This window comes from Pseudoalteromonas sp. 120-MNA-CIBAN-0494 (genome assembly GCF_040308885.1).
Taxonomy (GTDB): domain Bacteria; phylum Pseudomonadota; class Gammaproteobacteria; order Enterobacterales; family Alteromonadaceae; genus Pseudoalteromonas; species Pseudoalteromonas nigrifaciens.
Map to the genome: position 1 here is coordinate 104,631 of NZ_JBEOOE010000001.1, position 24,681 is coordinate 129,311.

General features: G+C 39.9%; 19 protein-coding genes and 5 tRNA genes. 6 read left to right on the forward strand and 18 right to left on the reverse strand.

Translation table 11 applies throughout. The features are described from left to right. Positions 1 to 253: 253 nt before the first annotated feature. The 5 genes from AAEY55_RS00480 to AAEY55_RS00500 form a co-directional block, all read right to left on the reverse strand. Positions 254 to 330 (reverse strand) — tRNA-Pro (locus AAEY55_RS00480). Positions 331 to 394: 64 nt separating this feature from the next. After that, a tRNA-Pro gene (locus tag AAEY55_RS00485) sits at positions 395 to 471 on the reverse strand. A gap of 15 nt (positions 472 to 486) precedes the next feature. Continuing rightward, a tRNA-His gene (locus tag AAEY55_RS00490) sits at positions 487 to 562 on the reverse strand. Between the two features lie 23 nt (positions 563 to 585). Then, a tRNA-Arg gene (locus tag AAEY55_RS00495) sits at positions 586 to 662 on the reverse strand. A gap of 116 nt (positions 663 to 778) precedes the next feature. After that, positions 779 to 855, reverse strand: a tRNA-Pro gene (locus tag AAEY55_RS00500). A gap of 345 nt (positions 856 to 1,200) precedes the next feature. Between AAEY55_RS00500 and folD the strand changes: the two genes are divergently transcribed. Beyond that, a complete protein-coding gene (gene folD / locus AAEY55_RS00505) occupies positions 1,201 to 2,055 on the forward strand; it encodes a bifunctional methylenetetrahydrofolate dehydrogenase/methenyltetrahydrofolate cyclohydrolase FolD (RefSeq protein ID WP_350549577.1) in 855 nt (284 codons plus the stop codon). Between the two features lie 88 nt (positions 2,056 to 2,143). Here the strand turns inward: folD and cysS are convergent, their stop codons facing one another. Further along, a complete protein-coding gene (gene cysS / locus AAEY55_RS00510) occupies positions 2,144 to 3,523 on the reverse strand; it encodes a cysteine--tRNA ligase (protein WP_086993300.1) in 1,380 nt (459 codons plus the stop codon). Positions 3,524 to 3,678: 155 nt separating this feature from the next. Here cysS and AAEY55_RS00515 point away from each other — a divergent pair, with 155 nt between their 5' ends. Both AAEY55_RS00515 and AAEY55_RS00520 read left to right on the forward strand, forming a co-directional pair. Beyond that, positions 3,679 to 4,170: a peptidylprolyl isomerase gene (locus tag AAEY55_RS00515; RefSeq protein WP_193039041.1), complete on the forward strand. Its 492-nt coding sequence runs from the start codon at positions 3,679 to 3,681 to the stop codon at positions 4,168 to 4,170. Positions 4,171 to 4,282: 112 nt separating this feature from the next. Beyond that, positions 4,283 to 5,023, forward strand: coding sequence for a UDP-2,3-diacylglucosamine diphosphatase (locus tag AAEY55_RS00520; RefSeq protein ID WP_011328725.1), 741 nt, complete (start codon positions 4,283 to 4,285; stop codon positions 5,021 to 5,023). An 8-nt stretch (positions 5,024 to 5,031) separates the two neighbouring features. Here AAEY55_RS00520 and miaE read toward each other — a convergent pair whose 3' ends face one another. Further along, entirely contained in the window at positions 5,032 to 5,808 is a 777-nt protein-coding gene (miaE, locus tag AAEY55_RS00525) for a tRNA isopentenyl-2-thiomethyl-A-37 hydroxylase MiaE (protein WP_350549806.1), read from the reverse strand. A 223-nt stretch (positions 5,809 to 6,031) separates the two neighbouring features. Here miaE and AAEY55_RS00530 point away from each other — a divergent pair, with 223 nt between their 5' ends. Further along, entirely contained in the window at positions 6,032 to 6,631 is a 600-nt protein-coding gene (locus AAEY55_RS00530) for a Yip1 family protein (protein WP_011328727.1), read from the forward strand. 93 nt (positions 6,632 to 6,724) lie between these two features. On the opposite strand, the gene purF is transcribed toward AAEY55_RS00530, so the two are convergent. From purF to fabB, 10 genes are all read right to left on the reverse strand, one after another. After that, complete coding sequence (gene purF, locus AAEY55_RS00535; protein ID WP_089368566.1) at positions 6,725 to 8,251, reverse strand: amidophosphoribosyltransferase; 1,527 nt, start codon at positions 8,249 to 8,251, stop codon at positions 6,725 to 6,727. An 18-nt stretch (positions 8,252 to 8,269) separates the two neighbouring features. After that, positions 8,270 to 8,764 (reverse strand): CvpA family protein, encoded by a 495-nt coding sequence (locus tag AAEY55_RS00540; RefSeq protein ID WP_041454502.1) that lies wholly within the window; start codon positions 8,762 to 8,764, stop codon positions 8,270 to 8,272. Between the two features lie 195 nt (positions 8,765 to 8,959). Continuing rightward, complete coding sequence (locus AAEY55_RS00545) at positions 8,960 to 9,589, reverse strand: SPOR domain-containing protein (protein WP_179808016.1); 630 nt, start codon at positions 9,587 to 9,589, stop codon at positions 8,960 to 8,962. A gap of 11 nt (positions 9,590 to 9,600) precedes the next feature. Continuing rightward, positions 9,601 to 10,866, reverse strand: coding sequence for a bifunctional tetrahydrofolate synthase/dihydrofolate synthase (folC, locus tag AAEY55_RS00550; protein ID WP_086998467.1), 1,266 nt, complete (start codon positions 10,864 to 10,866; stop codon positions 9,601 to 9,603). A gap of 25 nt (positions 10,867 to 10,891) precedes the next feature. Next, entirely contained in the window at positions 10,892 to 11,767 is an 876-nt protein-coding gene (gene accD / locus AAEY55_RS00555) for an acetyl-CoA carboxylase, carboxyltransferase subunit beta (RefSeq protein ID WP_011328732.1), read from the reverse strand. A 154-nt stretch (positions 11,768 to 11,921) separates the two neighbouring features. After that, positions 11,922 to 12,716, reverse strand: a complete 795-nt coding sequence (truA, locus tag AAEY55_RS00560) for a tRNA pseudouridine(38-40) synthase TruA (RefSeq protein WP_011328733.1) — start codon at positions 12,714 to 12,716, stop codon at positions 11,922 to 11,924. Between the two features lie 149 nt (positions 12,717 to 12,865). After that, on the reverse strand, positions 12,866 to 16,870 hold the full coding sequence (locus tag AAEY55_RS00565; protein WP_350549584.1) for a FimV/HubP family polar landmark protein: 4,005 nt from the start codon (positions 16,868 to 16,870) through the stop codon (positions 12,866 to 12,868). Positions 16,871 to 17,218: 348 nt separating this feature from the next. Beyond that, on the reverse strand, positions 17,219 to 18,235 hold the full coding sequence (locus AAEY55_RS00570) for an aspartate-semialdehyde dehydrogenase (protein ID WP_182677220.1): 1,017 nt from the start codon (positions 18,233 to 18,235) through the stop codon (positions 17,219 to 17,221). 45 nt (positions 18,236 to 18,280) lie between these two features. After that, the gene (locus AAEY55_RS00575) at positions 18,281 to 19,402 is read right to left on the reverse strand and encodes a 4-phosphoerythronate dehydrogenase (protein WP_179808019.1); all 1,122 of its coding nucleotides are present in this window, start codon (positions 19,400 to 19,402) and stop codon (positions 18,281 to 18,283) included. A gap of 109 nt (positions 19,403 to 19,511) precedes the next feature. Then, a complete protein-coding gene (fabB, locus tag AAEY55_RS00580) occupies positions 19,512 to 20,723 on the reverse strand; it encodes a beta-ketoacyl-ACP synthase I (protein ID WP_306287854.1) in 1,212 nt (403 codons plus the stop codon). A 181-nt stretch (positions 20,724 to 20,904) separates the two neighbouring features. Here fabB and mnmC point away from each other — a divergent pair, with 181 nt between their 5' ends. Together mnmC and AAEY55_RS00590 are read left to right on the forward strand one after the other, a co-directional pair. Next, positions 20,905 to 22,914 carry a bifunctional tRNA (5-methylaminomethyl-2-thiouridine)(34)-methyltransferase MnmD/FAD-dependent 5-carboxymethylaminomethyl-2-thiouridine(34) oxidoreductase MnmC gene (gene mnmC / locus AAEY55_RS00585; protein WP_350549589.1) on the forward strand — a complete coding sequence of 670 codons (2,010 nt, stop codon included), beginning with the start codon at positions 20,905 to 20,907 and terminating at the stop codon, positions 22,912 to 22,914. Positions 22,915 to 22,996: 82 nt separating this feature from the next. Further along, positions 22,997 to 23,632 carry an NAD(P)-binding oxidoreductase gene (locus AAEY55_RS00590; RefSeq protein ID WP_011328740.1) on the forward strand — a complete coding sequence of 212 codons (636 nt, stop codon included), beginning with the start codon at positions 22,997 to 22,999 and terminating at the stop codon, positions 23,630 to 23,632. Between the two features lie 5 nt (positions 23,633 to 23,637). Here AAEY55_RS00590 and AAEY55_RS00595 read toward each other — a convergent pair whose 3' ends face one another. Continuing rightward, on the reverse strand, positions 23,638 to 24,396 hold the full coding sequence (locus tag AAEY55_RS00595; RefSeq protein ID WP_350549592.1) for a sulfite exporter TauE/SafE family protein: 759 nt from the start codon (positions 24,394 to 24,396) through the stop codon (positions 23,638 to 23,640). Positions 24,397 to 24,681 lie beyond the last annotated feature (285 nt).

The window sequence follows — 24,681 nt, forward strand, 5'->3', positions numbered from 1 at the left end:
AGGAAACAATTTTTTGAAGCACAATTGTGTTATTAGTAATCAAGCGAATAAAAAACAGGCTAATTTAGCAGCTAATCAAAAGTATAAAGTTATAGTTTATAAGTTCTAAAATAGTTTATTAGTGAGTTTTTATTATTTATTTTCGAATATTAACAATCTCTGCTTTAACAAAGTGCTCGATAATACTGATTTTGAAGTGAGTAGTGCGTGTAATATCAAAACCATTTTCATTTATTATTGTTAATAAAGAAAATGGTCGGCGATGCAGGATTTGAACCTGCGACCCCTTGGACCCAAACCAAGTGCGCTACCAAACTGCGCTAATCGCCGATATATTTTTTATACTTAACTTTTGAATACTTAAACTCTGTATTTAAGACCATTTATAAGAAAATGGTCGGCGATGCAGGATTTGAACCTGCGACCCCTTGGACCCAAACCAAGTGCGCTACCAAACTGCGCTAATCGCCGATACTCTTTGTAAATTGGGGTGACTGATGGGGCTCGAACCCACGACAACCGGAATCACAATCCGGGGCTCTACCAACTGAGCTACAATCACCACGGCATTTACTTGTTTTCAAATGGTGCACCCAGAAGGATTCGAACCTTCGACCCACGCCTTAGAAGGGCGTTGCTCTATCCAGCTGAGCTATGGGCGCATCGAAAACTTCATAGTTTACCAATAAGCTAATTACGTAAGTACAATGGCTTTGTGCAAATGTACTATTGCATTAATACCCAAATAATATCCACTTAGCTTAATTACTTAAGAAAGTGGTCGGCGATGCAGGATTTGAACCTGCGACCCCTTGGACCCAAACCAAGTGCGCTACCAAACTGCGCTAATCGCCGATGCTTATAATTGTTAGCGAGTGACCTCGTTGACAACGGGGTGCATAATAGTGATTTGGCTGGGTTAGGTCAAACGTTTTTTTAAGAAAACAATTCAATTGCTCACTTTTAGTTCATAATAGCCAGAATAACCTAATAGCCGGCTGAAATTTAGACTATTTTGTATAATCAAATACGCTATTAGCTAAAAGCAACTTGGCGCTTTAGTGCTTTTCTGCGAAAATAGTAAACATATTAAAAATGGATTTAATAAAGTAAGTATTTCTTTATTACATTACCCCTATTTTTTGTATATCCATTTTAAGTATCTGTATCAAGTTAATTAACCCTAATTAAAGGTCACCCATGACGGCAAACATCATTGATGGTAAAGCAATAGCAAAACAAGTACGTAGCGCAGTTGCACAACGCGTTTCAGAGCGAGTAGCACAAAACCTTCGTGCGCCCGGTCTTGCAGTAGTGCTTGTAGGACTCGACCCTGCGAGTCAGGTTTATGTTGGCTCAAAACGTAAAGCCTGTGAAGAAGTTGGTTTTATCTCTAAATCTTTTGATTTACCAGCAAATACCACTGAGCAAACACTATTAGAGTTAGTTGATGAATTAAACAACGATCAAGAAATTGACGGTATTTTAGTACAACTCCCTTTACCTGAAGGTCTTGATGTAGAAAAGATTCTTGAACGTATTACCCCGCATAAAGATGTAGATGGTTTTCATCCTTACAATATAGGCCGACTAGCCCAACGTATGCCAGCCCTTCGTCCTTGTACACCAAAAGGTATTATTACCTTACTTGACTCAACGGGTGTGCGTTATAAAGGATTGCATGCTGTGGTTGTAGGTGCATCTAATATTGTAGGGCGTCCTATGGCACTAGAGCTATTGTTAGCTGGTTGCACTACCACTGTTTGTCATAAGTTTACACAAGACTTAGAAACCCATGTTCGTCGGGCCGATTTATTAGTGGTTGCAGTTGGTAAACCTGAATTTATTCCTGGTGACTGGGTTAAAGAAGGTGCGATTGTTATTGATGTAGGTATTAACCGCTTAGATAGCGGTAAGTTAGTGGGTGATGTTGAATATAGTGTTGCTGAGCAAAAAGCTGACTTTATTACCCCTGTACCTGGTGGTGTAGGCCCTATGACAGTGGCAAGCTTGATTGAAAACACCCTCGAAGCGTGTGAAAAATATCATAGCTAAGCGCTAACAGAATCAAAAAAGGGTTGCCAAGTGGCAACCCTTTTTAATGCAAAAAATAAAGTTAGTTATTATTTTTGAAATAAACCAATTACGCTTTACGCCAAGTGGTTTTACCGGCTGAATCTTCTAGTATTACGCCTAACGCACTAAGTGCATCGCGCGCTTCATCAGCAGCAGCCCAGTTTTTACTAGCACGCGCATCGTTACGCTTAACTATTAGCGCTTCAATTTGTGCTACTTCATCATCGTCTTGCCCACCTTGTAAAAAGGCTTCTGGGTCCTGCTGAGCAACACCTAGCACTTCGCTTATGCTACCTAGTATAAATGCTAACTGCCCTGCTTGCTGGCTATCAATATCTTTTACGCGGTTTAGCTCTTTAGCTAGCTCAAACAACACAGGTAATGCTTCTGGTGTATTAAAGTCATCATCCATCGCCTTTCTAAACTTAATAACATACTCGTTGTCATCAAGCTCACACGCTACCGGTTCAACCCCACGAAGTGCTGTATAAATACGTTCAAGTGATGAGCGAGCTTGATCTAAATTTTCTTGCGAATAATTTAGCTGGCTGCGGTAATGGCCCGAGATTAAAAAGTAACGTACTGATTCTGCATCGTACTGTTTTAACACTTCACGCACAGTAAAAAAGTTATCTAACGATTTAGACATTTTTTCTTTATTTACTTGCACCATACCCGTGTGGATCCAAGTATTTACATACTTGCCATTATTTGCACAGCACGATTGTGCAATTTCGTTTTCGTGATGCGGAAACTGTAAGTCAGAACCCCCACCATGAATATCAAAATGCTCACCCAAATGCTTTGAGCTCATAGCAGAACATTCAATATGCCAACCTGGACGCCCTTCGCCCCATGGAGATGACCATGATGGCTCACCCGCTTTGGCTTTTTTCCACAATACAAAATCAAGCGGATCGTCTTTATCTTGAGCAACCTCAACACGCGATCCTGATTGCAGCATGGTTAAATCTTGCTGCGATAATGCGCCGTACTGCTCAAAGGTAGAAACATCAAACAATACATCGCCATCGGCAGCAACATAAGCATGGCCTTTGGTAATTAAGCGCTCAACCATTTCAATAATTTCATCCATGTGCGCAGTTACTGTTGGTTCAACATCGGGGCGTAACATGTTTAAACTATCAAAATCTTCATGCATGGCTTTCGTCATGCGCACAGTTAAGTCGTTTATTGACTCGCCATTTTCGTTAGCGCGTTTAATTATTTTGTCATCAACATCGGTAATATTACGCACATATTTTAAATCGTAACCAATGTGGCGAAGGTAGCGAACAATCACATCGAAGCCAACAAAGGTACGCGCATGCCCAATATGACAGTAATCATAAATGGTGATACCACACACATACATGTCGATTTTGCCTTCGACCATTGGTTTAAATTGCTCTTTTTGTCGCGTTAGTGTGTTGTATATATTAACCATTTACTTTGAGTCCTTGACTATTAACTTGAACAGCTATGTTACCACTTGAAAAGCCCCTGCTCTAGCGCTTTATAACAAAGCAAACATCTACTTTGTTAATCTTAGCTAACTGAGATAAAATAGCGCGACTATTTAAACCAGATACAGGAAACCTCATGGTTGTTCTACACACTAATTTTGGTGACATCACCATTAAAATGTTTGCTCAAGAAGCTCCAAACACAGTTAAAAACTTTTTAGAGTATGCAAATGCTGGCTTTTTCAACGGCACTATCTTTCATCGTGTAATCGATGGTTTTATGGTTCAAGGCGGTGGTTTTATCCCTGGTATGGATCAAAAAGAAGTAAATGATCCAATTAAAAATGAAGCTAACAATGGCCTATCAAATAAAGTAGGTACTTTAGCAATGGCACGTACGCCTGATCCTCATTCAGCTACAGCGCAATTTTTCATTAACGTTAACGACAACGATTTTTTAAACCACAGCAGCGAAACGTCGCAAGGCTGGGGTTACTGTGTATTTGCTGAAGTTGTTGAAGGCATGGACATAGTTAATAAAATTAAAGGCGTAGCAACTGGTAGCAACGGCTTTCATCAAGACGTACCACTTGAAGATGTAATTATCGAAAGCGTTACTGTTAACTAATAGCGTTTACTCACATTATGTGAGTATATAAGCGGGTATTAATATAAATTAAGTTTAAATATTTACTTAATTTATATAAGCCCGCTTTTATTTTATCTAAAAAGACTCATCTATGACTCGCAAAACTTATTTTATTGCCGACTTACACCTAAGTGAAAACCGCCCTGATATTAGCGCGGCATTTTTTAGCTTTTTAAATACGCACATACTTAATCAAGATGTAGATGCACTGTACATTTTAGGTGATTTTTTTGAAGTATGGGTTGGCGACGATTACATTACAACGCTGAGCGCTAATGTAGCAAAACATTTAAAAGCAGTCAGTGATGGCGGTACACCGGTTTATTTTATTCATGGTAATCGCGACTTTATTATGCGCGACAAGTATGCCGCAATGGCAGGCATGACCTTACTTGATGAGCAAACCGTAATAGATTTATACGGTACACCAACGGTTATTTTACATGGCGATGAAATGTGTACTCAAGATATAGAGTACCAAAAGTTTCGTCGTAAAAGCCGTGGATGGTGGTGGCCAAAACTAATGTTGGCTATGCCACTATGGTATCGTAAAAAAATAGCCCGTAATGCACGTGAAAAAAGTAAACTTAGCCAAGCCAATAAACCCCTTGAAATACTCGATGTGATTGATGACGCCGTACTCGCTACTTTTGCTAAGCACCAGGTCACTAATATGATCCACGGTCATACTCATCGCCCTAATGTGCATACTTACACAGTAAACCAAGAAACTTTAACGCGTACGGTTTTAGGTGACTGGTACACCCAAGGCTCATATTTAGTGGTTACACCACAGGCTCAAAAGTTAATTAGCACTCCTTTTAAGGCGTAAAATGAGTGCTACAAAAGGTAGTTTTTTAATGCAGGAATACCGCTATGAAATTTAAAGTCGGTATCGGGCGTTGCAATGAGCTCACGTTCTTTTTCTGCAAAAAACTGCACTCGCTCGGTAATATCAAAGTCGGCAATTTCTTGCGCCAGCGTTAAATAATCTTGATAATGTCGCGCTTCTGAGCGCAATAGCGATATATAAAAGTCACCTAAACGTTTATCTACATGCGGAGCAAGCTTAGCAAAACGCTCACACGATCGCGCCTCAATGTAAGCACCCACTATAAGCTTATCGACCAGAGCATCTGGCTCAAAGGTTTTTACATTACGCAGCATACCTTTAGCATAACGACATGGGGTAATACTTCTATATTCAACACCGTACTCGTCCATAATTTCTAATACTTGATAAAAATGATGCAACTCTTCTTTTATTAGCATCACCATTTTATCGATTAACTCTTGCCCATACGGCGAGTTAGATTTAGGAATAATAGCCTTGGTAAGCTTGTTTTTAGCCGCTAAGTCACGCCAATTGCCTTCACGTTTATAAATTAATGTTTCAAACGGTTTTAGCCACTCAAGCAGAGCGTCGCTACTTTCTTTATCCACCGCATACTTACGAATTAAAAACATCGCTGATTGCGCTGCTTTTAATTCACATATCAAATGGTCGATTAATATAATCGATAAATTTTCTTTTTTTATCGCTTCATCAACCCACTGCTGTGGGGTTTCGCATTTTAAAAAACTTAAAATTGGCGCTAATAATTGTTGCGTAGACACTTTTTGCATATCTCAGTATAACTTTAAACTTAATAACGATTTTACCATGAAACCTTTTTAAAAGATCACCACGGCCTACTTTTACATGGGTATCATTTACAACTTCAAAATGTTAATACAATGTTACCTTGACTTTGTATTGCAAGTGAACCATAACTGTATAGTGACTGTATAAAAATAAAACAGTAAAAAACTAATAAGTTACTTTTATGGAGTAAACACTATGATACTAAACCACCTATGGGGGCTTTACGCTCACCCACTTGAAGAATGGCAAACAATTGATAACCGCCATGAAAGCCTAACTTATAGCCTCTCGCATATTGTGTTGATAGCGCTGTTTCCCTCGGTTATGGGGTACTATTCATCGGTATATTTAGGATGGAGCATAGGTACAGGAAACCCCGTATTTTTAACCCATGACAGTGCACTACTTATTGCAATTGCAATGTATGTGGCGCTAATTGCGGGTATATTTGCTTTGGCTTATTTAGCCCACTGGATGGGAGTAACCTTTGGTGCTCAGCCCACTTTCACTCAAGCTCTCGAACTAGCAGCTTATACTGCAACCCCGGTGTTTATGTCGGCACTAGCTGCTTTTTTACCGCACTTATGGTTTGTGGTGTGCGTAGGCATGGTTGCTTTGGCTTACTCGGTTTATTTACTTTATACCGGTGTGCCAATATTAATGCATATACCAGAAGAACGAGGCTTTATTTACGCAAGCTCTGTAGTAACTTGTGGCTTAATTTTACTGGTTATTATTTTAGCGGTTACCGCTATGCTATGGACTAATGGAATAGTGAGCCCCATGTTTACATAAGCACTGCACCGCGTTGGAGTAAAAGTATTTGTGCTTTTTTGCACAAAAAAAAGGAGCTAATTAGCTCCTTTTTTATTTAAATATTTTTAACGATTAGTCTGATTCGTTTTCATCTTGATTATGAATCTCTAACCCTGCAGACATCGCATTTTCGCGAGTACTTTTTGCAGAGTCATTACGCATTTTATCAATACGATTTAAGTAATCTTGATCAATGTCGCCAGTTATATATTGGCCATCGAATACTGATGTTTCAAATTTAGTGATTTCAGGGTTTTCTTTGCCAACCGCTGCAATCAAATCTTTTAATGACTGAAAAATCAAACCGTCAGAACCAATACTTGCATTAATATCTTCCACTTCACGGCCATGAGCAATCAGCTCGGCTGCAGATGGCATATCAATACCGTACACATTAGGAAAACGTATTTCAGGAGCAGCTGATGCAAAATAAACGTTTTTAGCACCCGACTCTCTAGCCATTTCAACTATTTGCGCTGAGGTAGTACCACGCACAATTGAGTCATCAACCAGTAATACGTTTTTACCTTTAAACTCACGATCTATGGCATTTAACTTTTGACGCACTGATTTTTTACGTAACTCTTGGCCGGGCATAATAAATGTGCGACCAATGTAACGGTTTTTAACAAAACCTTGGCGGTAAGGTAAATCAAGAACACGGGCTATTTCGAGCGCAATATCACACGATGTTTCAGGAATAGGAATAACCACATCAATGTCTTTATCAGCCCACTCACGTGCTATTTTTTCACCCAATTTAGTTCCCATATTTACCCGTGCTGCATAAACAGACATACGGTCAATGGTTGAATCGGGGCGAGCAAAATAAACAAACTCAAAAATACATGGTGAATAAGATACTTTATCTGCACAGCTTAACGAGTGAAATTCACCGTTTTCGGTTACATAAATGGCTTCACCTGGTGCTACATCACGAATAAATTCAAAACCATCTTGTTTTAGTGCAACACTTTCTGAAGCAAACATGTATTCGGTGCCTTTTGCGCTTTCGCGTTTACCAAATACCAATGGACGAATACCATTAGGGTCACGAAACGCCACCACACCGTGGCCAATAATCATCGCGATAGCAGCATAGCCGCCATTCACTTTGTTATTTACTTCGGTAATAGCGGTAAAAATATCTTCTGCGCCAAGCTGTAGCTTGTTTGATTTACTTAACTCATGCGCAAGAATATTAAGCAATATTTCTGAGTCAGAGGTGGTGTTTACATGGCGTCGTGCTTCTGAAAACAATTGCTCTTTTAACTCTTCTGCATTCGTTAGGTTGCCATTATGTGCTAATGCAATACCAAAAGGAGAGTTTACATAAAATGGCTGCGCTTCTGATGAGCTTGACGAGCCTGCTGTTGGGTAACGAACATGGCCTATGCCAATTGTTCCCTGCAATCGTTTCATATGGCGAGTGTGAAATACATCTCTCACTAAACCATTTGCTTTGCGTAAGCTAAACGTATTGTTGTCAATGGTAATAATACCCGCGGCGTCTTGGCCGCGATGCTGCAAAACAGTTAAGCCATCATAAATCGCCTGATTAACTGGCGATGTTCCGACTATTCCAACGATACCACACATGTAATTTATCCTCGCCGATTAACGGTTTACTGAATTTAAAAAGCTTGAGTTGTTTTCAAGGTATGAAAAAAACCATTCAACAACAAAGCCAAATTCCGGAATCAAAATAGAGTTGCCCCACCAATGCGTATTAGGCGCACCTGTAAAAGCATCAAGAAAGAAGAGTAACGCGCTCACGACCAACACGCCTCGAAGAGCACCAAACACTATGCCAAAAACACGGTCGGTGCCTGATAAACCAGTACGCTGTACTAATTCACCTAAAATGTAGTTTAGTAAACCGCCCAACAATAGCGTCACAAAGAATAATATGGCTATGGCCGCTGCATTTCTTAAAAGGGGTTCAGAAATGGTAGTTAGGAAGGAAGCTAAATATTGATAGAACAAGCTAGAGATGATAAAAGCGCCAGCCCATACAGCTAATGACATAGCTTCTTTAACAAAGCCGCGTATTAAACCGATGACGGTAGATAGTGCAATAATGCCAAGAATGGCGTAATCAACCCAGATCATAAGAACCAATTAGTCGCTAATTTGGGGCGCATTCTATACCTAAACATCGTTAATATGCAAGTTTAAGCGGGAGATAACTGGTTGCCCAAAACAGTAAATTTTAACCTTAATTAAAATAGTTTTGACCAACATATGAGAAGTGTAATACGACTAATAAAAACACCTAACCTTGCACACAAGGCTAGGTGCAATACGTTACTTGGTTACTTCAAATTGCGTTATTTTACCATTGAGCTTAGTTAGCTCTTTAAGTGCTGGTAATTGCTTTTGTAACTCATTTTTATTAAGCGATGGGCCAACAAATACTTTAGTTAATGTACCGTTTGGCGTTTTTACTGGCTTAGTAAAGGTTTTGAACCCTTTAGCTTGCAGCTTTGCTTGCAGCGCTTTTACGTTTGCGGCATGAGAAAAACTACCTAATTGAATGACATAAGCCATGCTGGTTAGGTTCTCATTGTTTTGGCGTGGCTTGATTGATTGTACCGGCGCAGCTGCTTGTGGTTGAGCTTTAGGCGCTATTACCGCCTCTACCACTTTAGCTTCTGATGTATAGTCACTTTGAGCAATATTAGCTTGTTGTTCAAAAGCGATATCATCTGCTTGAATGTCTTCTATCTCATCTTGTTGCAACGAGTCTGCCCCGGCTACGTTTTCATCAATTTCTTGCTGCAGATCGATTGTTTTGAACTCAGAGCGTTCTGGAATCGCTTTAAAGCCTTCTTTATAGTGCACTTTTTCACCATCAAGTATGTTAGGTATAAACACAATTGCTGCTATTACCACGATACTTGTTCCGACTAAGCGATTTATAAAACTTGAGTTCACCGATATTCTCTCTATTTTTTAAAGTAATCAATAGCGCCAGCAACGGTAAAAAATGAACCAAAAACAATCAAAACTGTGTCGTTTTGTTGTGTTGGCAAAATTACATCGAGTGCTGCTGCTACGCTATTATAACTATGCTTAATATCATTATGCGGTATGCTTTGTAGCGCATTTTGTAAGTTGCTAGCGCTATCACCACGAGGGCCATTTAAACTCGCTAACGACCATTGATCAACTAAATGGCTTACTTCTTTAAGCACACCTGCTTTATCTTTATCAGCAAGCATAGCGACTAATGCATGAATTTTAAAGCCTTTATCTTTGTAGCTTAGTAATTTACTTGCTAAATATCGAGCCGATTCAGGATTATGCGCTACATCGGTATATACCAAGGGTTGGTCGCTTAACTGCTCAAAACGCCCTTCCACAACCAGGTTTGCTAAACAGGCTTTGATCACCGACTCACTCGGGAGTAAATTTAACACACTTAGCGTGGTTAACGCTGTTGCTGCATTTTGACTAGGAATTGCTGGTTTAGCTAATTCAAGGTTGTACTGTTGGTATTGCCAGCTAAAGGTATCTGCGTGTTCTTTAAATATAAAGTCACTCCCTGATAAAACCATCTTGGCATTTATTTCATCGCCATAATCAGTCATGGTATGGGGAATATTTAAATCGCCAATAATAGCCGGCGTATTTTCACGAAAAATACCCGCTTTGTCATAAGCAACGAGTTCGCGCGTATCACCTAAGTATTCTTTGTGATCTAAATCGATAGTGGTAATAACACTCGCAAAAGGCGTAACAATATTAGTGGCGTCATAACGCCCGCCTAAACCTACCTCTAAGAGTACGTAGTCAACCTCACAGCGCTTAAAAATTGCCAGCGCAGCCAAGGTGCCATATTCAAAATAAGTGAGTGCGGTATCTTTGCGCCCTTGTTCTAGTAAATGAAAGGCATCAACATGATACTGATCGCTAAGCTCTTGCCCATTTACCCGTACACGTTCGTTATAGTGCGTTAAATGTGGTGAAGCATACGTACCTACGCTAAGGCCTTGCGCTAAAAGTAACGACTCTAGGCAGCGTGCTGTGGTGCCTTTACCATTGGTACCGGCAATCAAAATAATTTTACTTGAGGTGTTTAATAGCCCAATGTTATTAGCAACACTGGCAACGCGTTCTAGCCCCATTGCAATATTTGCAGGGTGAACACTTTCTAAATAAAAAAGCCAATCATCAAGGCTTGATGATTGGCTAGGAATTGTTTTTGTCATAGCGTTAGATCAATAAAGCTTAAATTTACGCTACTCTATGCTCTTGCTCAGTAGAAGGCAAGTTCATAAACTTAGCCAAAATGCGTGCCAATGTATCGCGCATTTCACGACGGTCAATAATCATGTCTATTGCACCGTGTTCAAGCAAGAATTCACTACGCTGAAAACCTTCAGGGAGTGTTTCACGCACTGTCTGCTCAATAACACGCGGCCCTGCAAAACCAATTAATGCTTTTGGCTCGCCTACGTTAATGTCGCCCAACATAGCAAGCGATGCAGAAACACCGCCCATTGTTGGATCAGTCATAACTGAAATAAATGGTAAGCCTTTTTCTGTCATTTTAGCAAGCGCGGCACTGGTTTTAGCCATTTGCATTAATGAAATAAGTGCTTCTTGCATACGTGCGCCGCCAGAAGCCGAAAAACAAATAAGTGGCATATTATGCTCTAAGCATTGATCAACAGCGTCAACAAAACGTGCACCTACTACCGATGCCATTGAACCGCCCATAAATGAGAATTCAAATGCTACAGCAGCTACAGGAATACCTTTTAAATGTCCCTTCATTGCCACAAGCGCGTCTTTTTCACCACTTGATTTTTGCGCCGCTGTAATACGGTCAGAGTATTTTTTTGAGTCTCTAAATTTAAGCACATCTTTAGGTTCGTGCTGTGTACCAAGTTCTACACGGTCACCTTCATCTAAAAAATACTCAAGGCGCTTACGCCCACTAATACGCATATGATGATCGCACTTAGGACATACATTCAATGCTTTTTCTAATTCGGCTTTATACAAAATAGAATCACACGATGTACACTTAGCCCAAACACCTTCTGGAATTTCTTTACGACCTGATGCTTTTGTCGTTTTAGGTAAGATTTTTTCTAGCCAACTCATTTGCAACTCTCTTAATGCTGTTCTGTGTCGCGAGCTTGCATGCTTATCATGCAAACAAATTTTCTCAATTAAAACATGAATTACACTAACACGGTATCAAAAACTGGTCTTAGTAGTTGCCAGCGCTTAGATTAAACAGTTAAAAACCACCTAATTAAATACTAATATCTGGTAAAAACAAAGGTCCTAATGGCGTTTTAGGTATGTTAAATTGTTCAGGATAATCAACATCTACCAGGTATAAACCGGCAGCTTTAGCGGTTGCACTTGCCTTTGCTCGCTCTTTTAAATCTAGCAATTCTTTTAGCCAAACAGGTTGTTGTTTATGTAAGCCTATATCCATTAAACAACCCGTTATATTACGTACCATATGATGTAAAAAAGCATTGGCTTTAATATCTATAATAACGTAACTGCCTTGGCGCTGTACCGATAAATGCTGAATTGTTCTAATAGCAGTATTTGCTTGGCAGTGAATAGCGCGGAACGACGTAAAGTCGTATTTACCTATTAAATACTGACACGCTTCTTGCATTTTAGTTTCATCAAGCGTGTGATGAAAGTGCGTAACACCTTCGTTTAATACCGCACCACGAAGTGGGTTATTATAAATAACATAACGATAACGGCGTGCTGTAGCACTAAAACGAGCATGAAAATCATCAGCCACTGGCTGAGCAAAACGAATAGCAATATCTTTTGGCAACAATGTATTCATGCCTAAAGTAAATGCCACCATATCGCGTGGTGCATCTGTATCAAAGTGCACAACTTGCCCGGTACCATGCACACCGGCATCGGTACGCCCTGCGCATACAATTGCAACCGGATGATTACAAATACGCGATAACGCTGTTTCTACTTCTTGTTGTACGCTGTTTACGTGTGATTGTCGTTGCCAACCACTATAGCGTGCGCCGTTGTATTCAACTCCAAGTGCTACTCGCATAATTACTGCTTTACCTACTGTGCTAATGAACGGGGCATTTTATGCTATCTAGCGATGCAATAAAAGCAGCTGCGCTATAATCAAACCTATCCCGATTAAAAAAGCCCGTAATTAGTAAAATTACGGGCTTTAAATTTATGCTCTTTATTTTATTTAAGTTTAGCTTTTAAGCTAAGCGCTTCTTGTTGAACTTCTTCAGGGCCTTTATTAATAACGTCTTCGATAACCTTAAGCGCTGAGTCAAAATCATCTATTTCAATATAAGCGCGGGCTAAGTCTAATTTAGCAGAATAACCGCCACTTTCAGCATCAACATCTGTTGGGTTATCGCCGGCCAGTAATGAGTCAAAATCACCTAGCCCTACGTCCATATTCACATCATCGTAAGGTTCGTGCTCTGTATCTGCGTCGTCACTTTGCTCTAATAACGCATCAATATCTACAAACTCATCTTTGCTAGTTTGCTCAATAGTATTGCTGTTAACAGTTGGCTGTGGCACTAAAGCTGATTCATCAGTATCTATTTCATCACTGAGTAAGTTATTAAAATCAACGTCAAACTCACTACTGTCTGCAATATCCAGCTCATCGGCATCGGCTAATTCATTTAGTAATGCATCAAAGTCGGTCTGAGTTAAATCGGCCATAAACTCGTCATCAAGCTCATCATCCGATGCAACTTCACCGTTATGCGGTAACTCTGTTGGCATTAATGCCGCTTCACGGTCTACATTTGTTTGCTCATCAATTAACTTCTCATCTAACTCTTCATTTAATTGCTCAATTTGAATATCGTCTACTTCGTTAAGCAAATCATCACTAACGTCATCATTTAATTGCTGCTCAGACGAATTACTTGTATCAACCTCTGGTGGTGAGGTTATTGCTAATAATTCATCTTCATTTTGTTGTTCACTATCGAGCTCTGAAAAATCATTTTCAATTAATAGTTCATCGTCAAAGTCATCATTTAAACTATCTAAATTACCACCGGCTAGTAGCGAGTTTGCAAGATCTTGTTCAGCTTGACTCGAGGCCATACCTTTAGCATCACCATCTAGGTTATCGCCTTGCAGCTCTTGCGGAGTAAACGCTTGCTGTTCATCTGCTGTTAGTATTGCATCGTCATTCAGATCTAGCTCAGGGTATTCGTCTACATCAAGCTCTTCGCTTGGCGCTGCTACATCAGGCACTGACTCATCTGCTAATAATTCAGATTCATCATTTTCAATACCTAGAGGGTCGTCACCTAATTCGGCTTCTGTTACATCATTAAAATCATCAACCGACCACTGAGGGGGTTCTACATACTCTTCATCATCGGATGCTTGTTGTAGCTCATTTAAAAGCTCATCAACACTTTTTAAATTATCGTCATTATATTCTTCAAGCGCATCTTCAGGATCGAGTAACGTCTGCGATGTATCTGAGTAATCCTCTATAATTGAGTCGCCAAAATCGTCTTGCTCTTCTACTGCAAGCTCTGGTTCTGACTCAAGTGCTGACTCTGTATTTTCACTTAATGAAGAGTCAACAGATTCAGCGTCGTCACTATTTAACTCTTGCTGCGCTTTTTCTAAATCCTCTACTAACTCAGCTGTATTATTTTGCTCTTCAAGCGCTGCTTCAGGCTGCTCTTCCTCGCTTTGTTCACTAACTTCGTCGATTAAGCTGTCGATGTCGTCAATATCATCTAAGTCAAAGTCGTCGGTTTCTTCTACTAACTCAGCTGTATTATTTTGCTCCTCAAGCGCTATTTCTGGCTGTTTTTCATCGCCCTGCTCACTTTGTTCACTAACTTCGTCGATTAAGCTGTCAACATCGTCAATTTCATCTAAGTCGAAGTCATCTGTTTCTTCTACTAACTCAGCTGTATTATTTTGCTCTTCAAGCGGTGCTTCAGGCTGTTCTTCATCATCCTGCTCACTTACTTCATCGATTAAGCTGTCGATATCGTCAATATCATCTAAGTCGAAGTCATCGGCTTCTTCTACTAACTCAGCTGTATTATTTTGCTCTTCAAGCGCTGTTTCAGGCTGCTCTTCCTCGCCTTGTTCACTAACCTCGTCGATTAAGCTGTCGATGTCGTCAATATCATCTAAGTCGAAGTCATCAGTTTCTTCTACTAACTCAGCTGTATTATTTTGCTCTTCAAGCGGTGTTTCTGGCTGCTTTTCATCGCTTTGTTCGCTAACTTCATCGATTAAGCTATCGATGTCATCTAAATCAAAGTCGTCATTCTCTTCTACGAGCTCTGTAGCGCTGTTTTGCTCTTCAAGCAGATCATCGCCCTGTTCGCTTGCTTCGTCAATTAAGCTATCGATGTCATCTAAATCAAAGTCGTCATTCTCTTCTACGAGCTCTGTAGCGCTGCTTTGCTCCTCAAGCAGATCATCGCCCTGAACGTTTGCTTCGTCAATTAAGCTGTCGATATCATCTAAATCAAAGTCGTCGTTTTCTTCAACTAGCTCTGTAGCGCTGTTTTGCTCTTCAAGCAGATCATCGCCCTGAACGTTTGCTTCGTCAATTAAGCTGTCGATATCGTCTAAATCAAAGTCGTCGCTTTCTTCAACTAGCTCTGTAGCGCTGCTTTGCTTTTCAGGCAGAGCATCGTCCTGCTCACTTACTTCATCGATTAAGCTGTCGATATCATCTAAGTCAAAGTCGTCGTTTTCCTCTACCAACTCTTCTGTATTGCTTGGTATTGATGATTGCTCTGATTCTAATAAATCATCAATATCAAAATCGTCATCTTCACTTGCTAACTCTTCACTAAAGGCAGATATTTCATCGTGAGAATCCCCACTCTCTGGTGCTACTTTGTCGCTATCACTCGATTCAATTTCTGGTAATCTATCGTCTTCATCAAATAAGCTATCTAAATCATCAGCACTTAAAATATCATCACTGTTTTGTGATGTGTTTAAGTCTAAATCAATAGTGTCCTCTAAGCTGTCATCTACAGGCTCATCAAAGCCTTGCTGCATAAAAATATCGAGCTCATCATCGTCTTGGCCGTCTTCATCATCAAAAATGATGTCATCGCTCAGTAAGCTTTCTAACTCATCTTGATCTAATAAATTGCTATCGTCTAATGAGTCGTCAAACGCTACATCGTCATCTAACAGCGCGTCATCCGAAATACCGTCATCTAATTGAACACTTAAATCATCCAACGGATCAGGAATAATGGGATCGTCGTGGCTAGCTGCACTTACAACATCATCGCTGTCATCACTGCTATAAACGGGAGTTTGCGGTAAAAACTCTTCATCTTCTTGGTTATTTTGCTCGGTGTTATTTGCGCGTTTACGTAACAACATTACAACGGCAAAAATAATTAATAATGCAGGTATAGTCATTAACAAAATTAAAACCAGCGGATTAGATAGCAAGGCTCCTAAGTCAAATTCGGCATCTTGTTTGGCGTCTTTGATTTTTTGTTGCGCTATTATTTCATTTTGTTTAACTATTAATTCTTTAAGTTGCAGCTGTATTTCGCTGTCTTGCCCTAGTTGCTCGCGTAAGTTTTTTAGCTCTTGTGAAATACCTGTGAGTTGTTTTTTAAGCTTGTTATTCTCTACTAATATTTCTTCAACATTGTTTACCGAACTTTTAAATTGCTGTTGCAGCTCAACTAATCTATTACTTTGATCCGTTTTTATGTCATTTAATTCTTTTTGTAATTCTTTTTTAGCTTCGTCTACGTCAACTTTACGCGCTTGCGTTACTTTGGTTTGAGCTGTATTAATTTCGCTTTGCGTTAGCGTGCCGTTTTTCTTTTTTTCCCATAACTTGTCGTCTTGTTCAGAGCGCTGTCTTGCTAGCTCAGAGCTAACACTTTTAATTTCAGCTAAGGTGGGTATGTTTAAATAGGCACCACTTTGCATGTGGTTAAGGTTTTGTTCTAAAAATGAATTTGGATTTTTGTTATACAAGGCCTGCATAACTTGATAAATGCTTACAGAGTTATCAGGACGAACTTTAACAGCAATACGCCAGAGTGTATCGGTCGGTTTTATTGGCCCTATTGCTCGTCCTTGCACACCATAGTCAACGCCTTTAGGCCCCTTTAGTTGGGTACTGTCTTGAGAGTAAACAGAAGTGACTATCAATGCAGACGCCAATATAATAAGTGAAGCTAAACCGCGCATGCTGATCCTTTAATGTTTAAATGTTAACGTAGCGCCACAAAGTGGGCGCATAAACATTGATTATTCTTGCCGTCATCAACCAAATGGCTGACTCACATTTTTTATTACAATCTATTTTTATTGCAAGCTCTATTCCAGTTACAAACTATAAACCAGTTAGCCACTAATATCCATCGCAACACTTTGAAAATAAATACCTTAAATTTATAATTAAAAGTATTTAAATCTGTTATATCAACATCTTTATACGCTTTTAAATTATATGCGGCAATTAATTGACAGCCATATAAACAAAAAGCGGCAAACAAATAATGTTTACCGCTTTTTTTGCTTTAAAGCTATAAGTAATTACATGTAGTTAGCAATAAGCTCTTCTGCAATTTGTATGCTATTTGTTGCTGCACCTTTGCGGGTATTATCGCTTACAACCCACATATTTAAACCATGTGGATGTGAAATATCGGCGCGTAAACGACCAATGTAAACTGTGTCAGTACCGCTGGCATCAGATACCGCTGTTGGGTAATCGCCCGCATCATCAATAAGCTCAACACCTGGCGCGTCGTTTAATAACTGTTTTACGTGTTCAAGGTCATATGGCATACGTGTTTCTATATTGATTGACTCTGAATGACCAAAAAACACCGGTACTCTTACACACGTTGGGTTTACTGCAATGGTAGTATCACCTAATATTTTATGCGTTTCGTTAACCATTTTCATTTCTTCACGGGTGTAGCCGTTATCTTCAAATGCATCTATTTGTGGGATCACGTTAAACGCAATTTGCTTAGGAAATATATCGCTGTCAACTGGACGGGCATTCATTAAGTTAGCGGTTTGCTTTGCTAACTCATCAACCGCTTTTTTACCTGCGCCCGACACTGCTTGATATGTTGATACATTAATACGGTCAATTCCGTAAGCATCGTATATTGGTTTTAGTGCCAACATCATCTGAATAGTTGAACAGTTAGGGTTGGCAATTATGTTACGGTTTCTAAAATCGGCTAAGCTTGCTGCGTTAACTTCTGGTACGATTAGAGGGACTTCAAAATCATTTCTAAAAAATGATGTATTGTCGATTACTACACAACCAGCATCTGCAGCAATTGGCGCGTACTGCTCTGACACACTACCACCAGCAGAGAAGAAGCCTATGTGCGCTTGGCTAAAGTCAAAGCCTTCAACATCTAGTACTTCAATGGTCTCACCACAAAACTTAATGTCTTCGCCTGCGCTGCGGCTGCTAGCAAGTAAAAAAAGTTGATCCACTGGAAATTTACGATCTGCTAATGTTTCAATGATTTGACGACCAACTAAACCTGTAGCACCAAGTACCACAACGTTATATTTTTGCGACATATTTATTCCTCTTTAAGCGATATTAAAACAACATCGCTAGTTAAATTAGTTTGCAACAGTAAACCCAAGCTGGGCTAAAGCGGCTAGCTGCGAGCTATCACCTTGTATTGTTAAAGTGCTAAATTCTCGTCTTACAGGGTAGTTTTTACGTAAACTATCAAAACCGTTATTCGCTAAATCACGCAGTAAAATACCGTCATCACGGCGTACGTCGTAAATTAAATGCACCAAACGCGCAATATCAGCTTCATTAAAACTTTGTCCTAATGTAGCTTGCGTAATTGCAGGCACGGGTAAAAATTCGTCGAGCGACTTTGTTGCTTCTATCCCTTTGAGTTCACAAAACTTTTGATACAATATTTGTGTACCACGGGCTTTCCCTTCAAGGGTGTGCCCTGCAATGTGAACGCTTGCATAGCGCACATGCTCCAATAGCTCAGTTAAAATAGTGGGTTCGTTTTCCCATACATCAAGCACTAAATCTAAATCGGCACCCGCTTGCATCACTTCTAATAATGCTTGATTGTCAATCACATCACCACGGCTTGCATTAATTAACGTAAGCCCGGGTTTGAGCGCTTTTAATCTGGCTTTATCCATCATATGTAGCGTTTTATGCTCGCCACTTTTTATAAGCGGAACATGAAAAGTTACAATATCTGACTGCGCAAGTAATTGATCAAGTGCTACGTGCTCGTTTAATAAGCCTTGCGCATGTTTTATTGGATCACATAAAAGTACAGTTAAATTCAGCGCTTGTAATTTTTTCGCCAAACAACTGCCAATACTGCCTACGCCAACTATACCTATTGTTTGATTATTAAGTGGGCGGGCGTTTTCTTGGCTTAAGGCATATAAACTGCTTATTACATACTCGGCTACCGCAATTGCGTTGCAGCCTGGCGCGCTACTAAAGGCAATATTTTTATCATTTAATAATTGCGTATCAATATGATCAACACCAATTGTTGCGGTGCCAACAAAGCTTAGTTTGTTAGCGTGTGCTAAAAGCTCATTATTAACCTGAGTGACTGAGCGAGTAAGCAGCACATCTACGTCTATTAGTTGATCGGCTGTTAATTGTCGCCCATCAAAACGCTCAACTTCACCAATGTCTGCAAAGTACTGCTCAACTAAAGGCATATTCTGATCGGCAAGAATTTTCATACAGAGTCCGTTTGGCAATTAAGGGTCGCTATTGTAACGAACAACCTAGGCTTTGCACAAACTAAAAAGCCGAGCAATGCTCGGCTTTGGGTATTTAGTAAGAAACTAATTAACCTTTATATTTACTCATAACTAACGTGGCATTTGTACCACCAAAGCCAAAGCTGTTCGACATTACAGTATTTAACTCAACATCACGACGTTCAGTAACAATATCAAGGCCTGCAGCTTGCTCGTCTAATTCATCAATATTAATTGATGGTGCAACAAAGCCATGCTCTAGCATTAATAAAGAGAAAATAGCCTCGTGAACACCCGCCGCACCTAGGGCATGGCCTGTCATTGCTTTAGTTGCGCTGATCATTGGTGAATTACCACCAAATACGTCTTGAATAGCGCCAAGCTCTTTAACATCGCCCACTGGAGTAGATGTGCCATGCGTATTTAAATAATCAATACTTTCTACGTCTTGCATAGCTTGGCGCATACAGCGTGCAGCACCTTCGCCTGAAGGAGCAACCATGTCGTAACCATCAGACGTTGCACCATAGCCAACAATTTCTGCGTAAATATGTGCGCCACGAGCAAGAGCATGTTCAAGCTCTTCAACCACAACAATACCGCCACCACCAGATATAACAAAACCATCGCGGTTTGCATCGTACGTACGCGATGCTTTTTCTGGTGTTTCGTTGTACTTAGTAGAAAGTGCGCCCATAGCGTCAAATTCCATTGCTAAAGTCCAGTGCAGCTCTTCACCACCACCAGCAAAAACAACATCTTGCTTGCCAAGTTGAATTTGTTCTACTGCATTACCAATACAGTGCGCTGATGTAGCACATGCAGAACTAATAGAGTAGTTAACACCTTTAATTTTAAACGGTGTTGCTAAACATGCAGACGTGGTGCTTGCCATAGTACGTGGCACCATATAAGGACCTACACGCTTTACGCCTTTTTCGCGTAAAATATCAGCCGCTTCTACTTGCCATTTAGATGAACCACCACCAGAACCAACTATAATACCCGTACGCTCGTTTGACACTTGCTCGTCAGATAAACCTGAGTCTGCAATCGCTTGCGTCATTGAAATATAAGAATAGGCAGCAGCATCACCCATAAAACGCATTGCTTTGCGGTCAACATGTTCTTTAACGTCAATATCAATTTTGCCCGACACGTTGCTACGTAGCTTGAAATCGGCAAATTCTTGGTTAAACGCAATGCCACTACGGCCTGTTTTTAACGATTCTAATACTTCTTCTTTGTTGTTACCAATACTTGATACAACACCGATACCTGTAATTACGGCTCTTCTCATGGGTAATTCCCTTAGCTTAATACTTAATTGCGTTCTATTTTACGCGAATTTAATCATCTAAGTGGTCAGCTTTCTAGCGTACACTTGTACTCTGAACTGCTAGCTTATAAATAACGCCAGACTATTTCAAAGAAAACACGTAAAATAATTAAAAAATTTCATCTCTAAAATTAAATGGGTCATGATAAAAAACGCCAACATTCACTTTAACCACCAAGGCACACCTGTTGCCAATGACTTCGATGATATTTATTATTCTGACGATAATGGCTTAGCTGAATCTTATTATGTGTTTTATCAGCAAAACAATATAGATACACGGTTACAAAGCCATGACCAAGCACATTTTGTTATAGCCGAAACCGGTTTTGGTACTGGCCTTAACTTTTTAAATACATGCCAGCACTTTACTGACCACCTTGCACGCCAACAAGTTCAAAAGCAACTAAACTATGGTGTAAAGCGACTACACTTTATTGCCTTTGAAAAACACCCATTAAGTGTAAGTGACTTAAGCAAAATATTAACAGCATGGCCTGAACTTAATTTATTAAGTGAGCAACTTATCAGCCAGTATCCCATTAATTTAGCAGGCTGCCATCGACTTGAATTTAATAATGGGACAATCGTGCTCGATTTATATTTTGGTGATGCACTGGAATCGATTAAAACAATGAGCTATCCGCGATCAGGTATAGTAGATGCTTGGTTTTTAGATGGTTTTGCACCGAGTAAAAACCCTGACATGTGGCAACAAAGCCTGTTTAATGCCATGGTTAACATTTCAAAAGTAGGAGCCACCCTTGCTACCTTTACCGCTGCCGGCTTTGTTCGTCGTGGGTTAAGTGATGCAGGCTTTACCATGCAAAAAGTTAAAGGGTTTGCGCACAAACGTAGCATGCTAATTGGCACATTAAAACACACTAACGATACGCAATCGGCGCCAAGTTATTTTAATCACGATGTAAGCCCGCTTAGTAATGTGGCGGTAATTGGTGGTGGTATTGCCAGCAGCTGTATTTTATACAGCCTAGCTAAGCGAGGTATTAGCAGCCAATTGTTTTGCCAAGATGCTGCACCCGCTATGGGGGCATCGCACAACGTGCAAGGGGCGGTATACCCTCATTTACAAGCAAAAAACTCCCCACACAGCGAGCTATTTGCGCATAGCTTTTTATATGCCAAACGGTTTTATAAACAGTTACTCAATGATGGCTTTAGTTTTGATCATAGCTGGTGCGGTGTATTGCAGCATGCAGTAAAACAGCCACTCGTTGATCGCCATGAAAATTTAGCCCAGCAGCAATTATGGCCACAAACATTAATGCGTAACGTAACCGCAGAGCAAGGAGATACTATAGCCGGAGTTACTACTGGTTATTCTGGCGTATATTTTGAACAAGGTGGCTGGGTAAACCCACCACAACTAGTTAATGCTATGTTGAGCGCCGCCCATTGTTTATCGCCTTATAAAAGTACTTTTAACTGCCATATAGAACAATTAAAAAAAACCAGCAACGGCTGGCTACTTTTTAGTAACGGCAAACAGTTTGGCCCCTTTAGCGATGTAATTATATGTGCGGGTGAGCACAGCGATGCATTTGCACAAACTAAAGCACTACCAATCGTTGGTGTACGCGGGCAAGTATCGCATGTGCAGGCAAGTGAGCAGTCAACTAAACTAAAAACGGTGCTGTGCCATAAAGGCTATTTTACACCCGCTTATTTAGATCATCATTGTATGGGTGCAACGTTTGAAAAAAACACCAAAAGCCGACAAGTAACTGAGCAAGACAACCTTAGTAATCGCGAGCAATTACTCAACTTTTACGGCCACTGTAATTTTGCAACTAGCTTAGGCAATATAACCGCAGCAAAAGCCGCAGTGCGTTGTAGTTTTATTGATCACTTACCTATGGCAGGAGAGTGGGTAGAGCAAAGCGATTACCTAACTGCCTTTGCTAATTTACGTTTAGGTAAACGCTATCAGTACCAAGCCCTAAGTAAAAAACAACAAGGGCTACATATTTTCACCGGCTTTGGTGCACGTGCTTTATGCAGTGCGCCACTTTGCAGTGAACACTTAATTAGCAGTTTAAACAACGAGCCGCGCCCGCTCAGCGAGCGTGTAAGCCAAGCTATTCACCCTGCTCGTTTTATAGTGCGTGATTTAATTCGTAATAAAATTTAATCAGTTAGCTATACTTGAAAGGTATACCAACGAGTCACGATCTACTGTAAGCTGAAATAGCAAACAAATTTAGGAGTTAATGATGAGTAAAACCTTAATTATTGGCGCAAGCGGGCAAATTGGTAAAATGACTACCGAGTTATTACTCCAGCATGAGCATAATGTAATCGCTTTAGTGCGCAATAAAAATAAACTAAGTGATTTAAATAGCGTACATTTAACTATTATCGAACAAGATTTAGAAAGCGATTTTAGTGACGTAGTAAAAGACTGTGAGCAAGTTATATTTGTTGCTGGCTCAGGCGGCGGTACAGGTGCTGATAAAACCTTATTAATTGATCTGTGGGCTGCTACTAAGGCAATTAACTTTTCAAAAGAGCACGGGGTTAAACACTTTATTATGGTGAGCTCGTTAGGTGCTGACGATCCTGATGCAATTCAAAGTGATCTAAAACCTTACCTAGTAGCTAAACATATGGCAGACAGATACCTAATAAATAGCGGCCTTAGTTATACCATTGTACGACCGGGTGCATTAACCAACGAAGCTGCATCAATGCTTATTAGCACAACACGACCAAGCGATCGTTCAAATGCAAAAATAAGCAGAGAAAACGTTGCTCATGTTTTATTTAACATTGCGCAAAACCAATGTAATAGCAGTTGTATTTTTGAGCTTTTTGATGGCGACAGCCCTATTAAAGCTGCGGTAAAATAATCTGCTTATAGCAATATTTCACTTATGCCTTGCCAAGCCAATTGGCAAGCCATAAGTGTTAATATAACCTTAAAAATAGCTTTAAAACGTGCTGTGGACATACGTTTAAGTAAATAAATACCTAACCAAGTGCCTAGCGCACCACTGGCTATCATACCTATCACCAATGGCAACCATTGCCAAAAGTTAAACCCAATAACAGTATAAACAAACGCCTTTAACACATGCTGTAGGGTCATAATGCTAGAAAACGTTGCAGTGAACTTTAATTTGTCATAATTATTAATATGCAAATAACTCGCTACTAGCGGTCCACTTGCGCCAACAAACATAGAAATAAATGCCGTTATTAAACCCGCAACTAAACGCCCCAGCTTTGAGTCGTTTTTAAATTTAGGCGTTTTACCCCACAATAAATAAACCACAAATACCGCAACCGCCAACTTCATACCATCTAACTGAATATCATTAACTACAGTGCTAGAAATGCCAGCGCCAACCAACCCACCAAGCGTAAAGTAAATAAACATACTTTTATCTATATGTTTAATGCTCAACACTAGTCTATTTGCATTCGATCCTAATTGTACTAAGCCATGCACTGGCACCACGACCGTCATTGGCATAATTGATGCCATAACAACTAATAACATCAGCCCGCCACCGGCACCAAACGCGGCAGATACAAATGATGTAAAACCTGCAAGTACAATAAGTAACAGCGCTATACAGGGAGTAATAAACTCTGTAGCCAATAAATCCATATTTATGCTCTAGGGTGAATAACACCTTATATTGAGGCTTATTTTAGTGATTTTGTATAACCATTAGGTATAACATGCATAGTTTAAATTGCGTTCAAAAAATATAAGCATTGTGTAAAGCCACAGCACATTAAAGCTCAGCATTAAGTTTAAAATATGCTTACAACAATTAATTATAGATTCAATTTTAAAATTAATAACCCGCTATAAATTAGCCCAAATACGTAACTAATAAAAATGAACTGTCCCTTTATCTGTGCAACTTTTAACAATTACACCCAACTT

What these genes read in the sequence shown, in the direction of transcription:
- folD (WP_350549577.1), top strand. Translation starts at nt 1,201, where the DNA reads ATGACGGCAAACATCATTGATGGTAAAGCAATAGCAAAACAAGTACGT.
- cysS (WP_086993300.1), bottom strand. Translation starts at nt 3,523, where the DNA reads ATGGTTAATATATACAACACACTAACGCGACAAAAAGAGCAATTTAAA.
- AAEY55_RS00515 (WP_193039041.1), top strand. Translation starts at nt 3,679, where the DNA reads ATGGTTGTTCTACACACTAATTTTGGTGACATCACCATTAAAATGTTT.
- AAEY55_RS00520 (WP_011328725.1), top strand. Translation starts at nt 4,283, where the DNA reads ATGACTCGCAAAACTTATTTTATTGCCGACTTACACCTAAGTGAAAAC.
- AAEY55_RS00530 (WP_011328727.1), top strand. Translation starts at nt 6,032, where the DNA reads ATGATACTAAACCACCTATGGGGGCTTTACGCTCACCCACTTGAAGAA.
- purF (WP_089368566.1), bottom strand. Translation starts at nt 8,251, where the DNA reads ATGTGTGGTATCGTTGGAATAGTCGGAACATCGCCAGTTAATCAGGCG.
- AAEY55_RS00540 (WP_041454502.1), bottom strand. Translation starts at nt 8,764, where the DNA reads ATGATCTGGGTTGATTACGCCATTCTTGGCATTATTGCACTATCTACC.
- folC (WP_086998467.1), bottom strand. Translation starts at nt 10,866, where the DNA reads ATGACAAAAACAATTCCTAGCCAATCATCAAGCCTTGATGATTGGCTT.
- accD (WP_011328732.1), bottom strand. Translation starts at nt 11,767, where the DNA reads ATGAGTTGGCTAGAAAAAATCTTACCTAAAACGACAAAAGCATCAGGT.
- truA (WP_011328733.1), bottom strand. Translation starts at nt 12,716, where the DNA reads ATGCGAGTAGCACTTGGAGTTGAATACAACGGCGCACGCTATAGTGGT.
- AAEY55_RS00565 (WP_350549584.1), bottom strand. Translation starts at nt 16,870, where the DNA reads ATGCGCGGTTTAGCTTCACTTATTATATTGGCGTCTGCATTGATAGTC.
- AAEY55_RS00570 (WP_182677220.1), bottom strand. Translation starts at nt 18,235, where the DNA reads ATGTCGCAAAAATATAACGTTGTGGTACTTGGTGCTACAGGTTTAGTT.
- AAEY55_RS00575 (WP_179808019.1), bottom strand. Translation starts at nt 19,402, where the DNA reads ATGAAAATTCTTGCCGATCAGAATATGCCTTTAGTTGAGCAGTACTTT.
- fabB (WP_306287854.1), bottom strand. Translation starts at nt 20,723, where the DNA reads ATGAGAAGAGCCGTAATTACAGGTATCGGTGTTGTATCAAGTATTGGT.
- mnmC (WP_350549589.1), top strand. Translation starts at nt 20,905, where the DNA reads ATGATAAAAAACGCCAACATTCACTTTAACCACCAAGGCACACCTGTT.
- AAEY55_RS00590 (WP_011328740.1), top strand. Translation starts at nt 22,997, where the DNA reads ATGAGTAAAACCTTAATTATTGGCGCAAGCGGGCAAATTGGTAAAATG.
- AAEY55_RS00595 (WP_350549592.1), bottom strand. Translation starts at nt 24,396, where the DNA reads ATGGATTTATTGGCTACAGAGTTTATTACTCCCTGTATAGCGCTGTTA.